The following is a 4,533-nucleotide window of genomic DNA, read 5'->3' as shown; positions in this document are numbered from 1 at the left end:
GGTCACGAAGGCCAGGTCGAAGCGCTCGTCCTTCGGCAGGGCGATATGGGCCGCCGTTCGGGCTTGCAGGCGGCGATGCCGGCCTTCATCACCGCGTCCAGCCGGTCGGTTCGGGATGACGTATTTCGACTGGAACGCGTCGACCCGGCTGGCCAGGTCGCCGGGCGGGGACCAGTTTGTCGATGCGGGCCAGGACGGGATCGAAGCTCTCGAGCGGCTTGATCGGCGGCCGCACCCCGAACAGGCCCTCGGCCTCGTCCTGGAAGCTGAACTTGACGCCCTCCAGCATGGCCAGCCGGGTCTGGGCGGCCTTGACCTGGCCCTGCAGGAAGGCGCGGCGGCGGGTCTCGTCGGGCGAGCCCGGGGTGACGGCCTTGAGGGCGGCGGCCAGGCGGTCGCCTCGGCCCGCAGCTGCGGCACAGTGCGCGGCGCGCGCCTTGGCGGCCTCCGCCCAGGCCGGCGGGCCGTAATATAGGCGTCGACATAGCCGGGCTCGCGCTCGCCGCCTCCAGGGTCAGGCGGACGAAGTCCTGGGCGATGACGTCCATCGGGGAGGCCTTGGGATCGGCGAGGGCGGGCGCGGCGGCCCCGAGCAGCAGGGCGGCGGCCAGGCCGGCCAGACGGGTGATCATGAGACGCCTCGGAACCATCGATGGCGCACTGTTCACCGCGCCCGTGGGCGCCGCAAGGGGGCTCAGCCCCTCGCCGCGACCGCCAGGCCCGGGGAAGTCGCTGAACACGCCGTCGACGCCGGCCGCGTACAGGGCCTTGAGCAGCGGCGTCACATCGCCGTGCCGGGCCAGATAGTCGGCCGCCGTGGCGTCGCCCCGGCGCAGGCCGGCGGGCAGGAAGTAGTTCTCGGCGCGCACCGTCCAGGGATGCACCTGCAGGCCGGCGGCGTGAGCGTCGCGGACCAGGTTGGTGGCCGGCAGCAGGGTTTCGGCGCGCGGTACGACCAGGGCCTGATGGGGCCCCAGCCCGTCGGCATAGGCCGCTACGCCCTTGAGGCCATCGGCGGTCAGCAGCTCGGCATAGGTGACGCCCTTCAGGTCGGCCGGCCCGCCCTCGGCGTCGGCCAGCAGCACCAGCCTGGCGCGGGTCTGCGGGCGCAGGGTCTTCAGCGGCCCGACCTCGAAACACTGCACGAAGACCGGAGCGGTGGCCGAGTTGAGGTCATTGCGCTTGAGGGCGTCGAGCATCCGGCCTTCGATCGGCAGGCCGACCGAGGCGAAATAGCTGGGATGCTTCATCTCGGGATAGACGCCGATCGTCCGGCCCGCGCGCCTGGAGCCGGCCCGGGCGATGGCCACGACCTCGTCGAAGGTCAGGATCTGGGCCTGGCCGTCAAAGGCCGTGCCGCGCAGCTGCGGCAGGCGCTCGCGGGCCCGCAGGGTTTTGAGCTCGGCCAGGGTGAAGTCTTCGGTGAACCAGCCGGTCAGGCTTTCGCCGTCGATGACCTTGGTGGCCTTGCGGGCGGCGAAAGCGGGATGGGCGGCCACATCGGTGGTCTCGCCGATCTCGTTCTCGTGCCGGGCCACCAGATGGCCGTCCCGGGTGACCACCAGGTCGGGCTCGATGAAGTCGCAGCCCTGGTCGATGGCCAGATCATAGGCCAGGGCCGTGTGCTCGGGCCGCTCGCCGCTGGCCCCGCGATGGGCGATGACGATCGGCTTTTTGCTCTGGGCGCGGGCGAAGCCGGGCAGGAAGGTTCCGGCCAGGGCGGCGGTGGTCAGGGCGCGTCGGGTCAGCAGGGTCATGGCCGCGATTTAGCGCGCGGATGTGACGGTTTGGCTAGTGGGCGAGCGCTTGGCCTCGCAACCCTTCTCTCCGCTCTTCCCGGCGAAGGCCGGGACCCAGATGGAATGGCTTTGAGGTGGGCTCCAGGAGCTCGGCGCTATTCCAGACCGCCCCTCCGCCAAGGGATCTGGGTCCCGGCCTTCGCCGGGAAGGCGGGTAAACTATCGAGGCCAGTATGAAAGCGGCGCCGTTGCCCGCCCGCTCTACTGAGCCGCGTGCAGCTTTTCCAGCACCAGCGGGTGCAGTTCCTGGTTGCAGGCCAGGATCGAGGCGCCGTCGACGGGGTTGCCGTGTTCTTCGATGCTGGTGACCTTGCCGCCCGATTCCTGGACCATCAGCACGCCGGCCGCGACGTCCCAGGGTTTCAGGTTGCGTTCCCAGTAGCCGTCGAAGCGACCGGCCGCGACCCAGGCCAGGTCGAGCGAAGCGGCGCCGAAGCGGCGCACGCCGGCGACCTTCTGGCTGATCTGGTGCAGCTCCTTGAGGAACTGGCCGTGGCCGGGCTTGCCGATGAACGGCACGCCGGTGGCCAGGACGGCCTCGTCCAGATGCTTGCGGGCGGCGACGCGCAGGCGCTTTTCGGCGCCCAGGAAGGCGCCCTTGCCCTTTTCGACCCAGAACAGGTCATTGGTGATCGGGTTGAAGGTGACGCCGGCCACCACCTCGCCCTCGCGCTGCAGGGCGATGTTGACGGCGAAGTGCGGGATGGCGTGCAGGAAGTTGGTGGTGCCGTCCAGCGGATCGACGATCCAGGTGTGGGTCTTGTCGGTGCCCTCGATCAGGCCGCGTTCCTCGCCGTGGAAGCTGTAGCCGGGGCGGGCCTTGTTGAGCAGTTCGAAGATCGTCTGCTCGGCCTTGAGGTCGGCATTGGTGACGAAGTCGCCGGCCCCCTTCTTGGACACCTGCAGCTCGGCCACTTCGCCGAAGTCGCGGGCCAGGCCACGGGCGGCCTTGCGGGCGGCGTCGATCATCACGTTCAGGAGGGCGGAAGGCGTGGCCACGGGCGGTCGATCCTAGGGGGCCATCGACGCCGACCGGCGAAAGCGGTGGCGGAGCGGTACGTCGACGGTGTGAAAGAGCGGGGAATTTGGCCGCGGAACCTAGACGCGGGGCCCCTCGAAAGCAAGGCGGAGCGAATCCTTCGCCCCGCCCGTGCCCCAGCGTCAGTCGCGTCCCGCGCCCGGGCGGCCTCGCTGGCCGGGCCGGTAGTCCTCGCGGATCTGGCCTTTCAGTTGGGCCTGCGTGAACAGCACCGGCCGGGTCTTCATGGCCGCGAACAGCGGCGTCTGATCGGCATAGTGCGGCGAGGCGGCGTCCTGGGTGGCCGAGCCGAACTGGTGGATGCTGTCGGAGCGCAGCACGCCGTCGCGGTCCCAGGTGACGAACATGATCAGGGTGTCGCCGCCGTCGGCGGTCATGGCGCCGTCCTTCTGCGGCACGCCCCAGACCGAGCGATAGGTATCGGCCGCCCCGTCTATGGCCAGGTCGACCGGGCCCCGGCGGATGCGATTGACCTCGCCCCAGGTCGGGTCGAGCCGGCCGAAATGGGTCTTCAGGGTGGTGATGGCCGCCCGCAGGCTGTCGATGGGCGCGGGCTCGGGGTCGCCATTGGTGCGGGCGAACAGGATCGGCTGGGTCATCAGCGCGACCAGGGCGGCCGACCGGCTCTCCTTGTTCATCCGCCGGTCCCAGCCGCGCAGAACGGTCTGGGCCGCCGCCAGGTCGGCGTCGCCGCGCGCGATCGAGCGCCAGCATCTGAGTGACCATGGCCACGACGCTGGACCGCTCGCTATAGGTCAGGTCGTACTTGTAGCGCCGGAAGCTCTCGTCGGTGATCGCTCGGTCGGCCCCGACCAGCTCGGCCACCCGCAGGGCGCGGTTGGTGACATTGGTCTGCAGGCCCAGGCTGGCGGGGAAGTCGGCGGATTTCAGGTCATCGGCCGGATCGCTGGCCCGGAACGGCGTGGCGTTGGAGTTGAACACATAGCCGGACTTCGGATTCCACAGCTGGGGGATCTGCTCGACCGGCCGATAGCCTCGCCAGACCAGGTCCGAGCGGTCGCCCGGCAGAACCCCCGTCCAGTCGATCCCGGCGTTGTCGGGCCGGTTGGGATACTGGCCGTTATGGACGAAGCCGATGTTTCCGGCGGCGTCGGCATAGATGTAGTTGAGGCTGGGCAGGGCGTGGGTGGCGATGCCGGCCCGCCATTGCGCCAGGTCGCGAGCCTTGTTCAGCCGCCAGTACTGCAGGGGCTGGCGCCATTCGCCCATGCCGGCATAGCGGAAGGCGAAGGTTCCGTGGTCGGTCTCCAGCGCCGGGCCATGGACGCTGCGCAGCACCTTGCGGGTGACCGGCAGCACGATCGGCCCCCACAGCTTGACCCGCAGGGTGACCTTGCTCTGCTGGAGGTCGCGCCAGCCGCCGTCGAGCCGGTACTGGGTCTTGTTGTCGGGATTGATCGTCAGCCGATAGGCGTCGAACAGGTCGGGCTTGGAAACCGTATTGGCCCCAGCCGAGGGTGGCGTTGTGGCCATGCAGCATGAACGGCGCTCCGGGAAGAAGCCGCCGGCCACGTGCCAGCCCTCGCCGCTTTCGACCACCGCCTCGTACCAGGCCACCGGGCCGGTATAGGGCTGGTGCGAATTGACAGCAGGCGGGTGGCGCCGTCGGCGTTGCGCGAGGGGGCCAGGGCCAGGCCGTTGGAGCCCTTGGGCGGCGGGCCCTTTTCGGCCGGG

General features: G+C 70.1%; 3 protein-coding genes and 2 pseudogenes. All 5 read right to left on the bottom strand.

Annotated elements, in window-relative coordinates; genetic code table 11:
• Positions 1-88: 88 nt before the first annotated feature.
• Complete coding sequence (locus tag CSW58_RS15225) at positions 89-289, bottom strand: hypothetical protein (protein WP_236627751.1); 201 nt, start codon at positions 287-289, stop codon at positions 89-91.
• 405 nt (positions 290-694) lie between these two features.
• Positions 695-1,757: pseudogene (locus CSW58_RS09355) on the bottom strand (glycerophosphodiester phosphodiesterase).
• A 243-nt stretch (positions 1,758-2,000) separates the two neighbouring features.
• The gene (locus CSW58_RS09350; protein ID WP_201721628.1) at positions 2,001-2,798 is read right to left on the bottom strand and encodes an inositol monophosphatase family protein; all 798 of its coding nucleotides are present in this window, start codon (positions 2,796-2,798) and stop codon (positions 2,001-2,003) included.
• 162 nt (positions 2,799-2,960) lie between these two features.
• Complete coding sequence (locus CSW58_RS16230) at positions 2,961-3,518, bottom strand: penicillin acylase family protein (RefSeq protein WP_369825142.1); 558 nt, start codon at positions 3,516-3,518, stop codon at positions 2,961-2,963.
• A gap of 100 nt (positions 3,519-3,618) precedes the next feature.
• Positions 3,619-4,398, bottom strand: a pseudogene (locus CSW58_RS16225) (penicillin acylase family protein); the annotation flags it as partial.
• Between the last annotated feature and the right edge of the window lie 135 nt (positions 4,399-4,533).

This window comes from Caulobacter sp. B11 (assembly GCF_002737765.1).
In the GTDB taxonomy this organism is placed as follows: Bacteria; Pseudomonadota; Alphaproteobacteria; order Caulobacterales; family Caulobacteraceae; genus Caulobacter.
This window is presented reverse-complemented; position numbering and strand designations above follow the sequence as displayed.

What these genes read in the sequence shown, in the direction of transcription:
- CSW58_RS15225 (WP_236627751.1), bottom strand. Translation starts at nt 289, where the DNA reads ATGCTGGAGGGCGTCAAGTTCAGCTTCCAGGACGAGGCCGAGGGCCTG.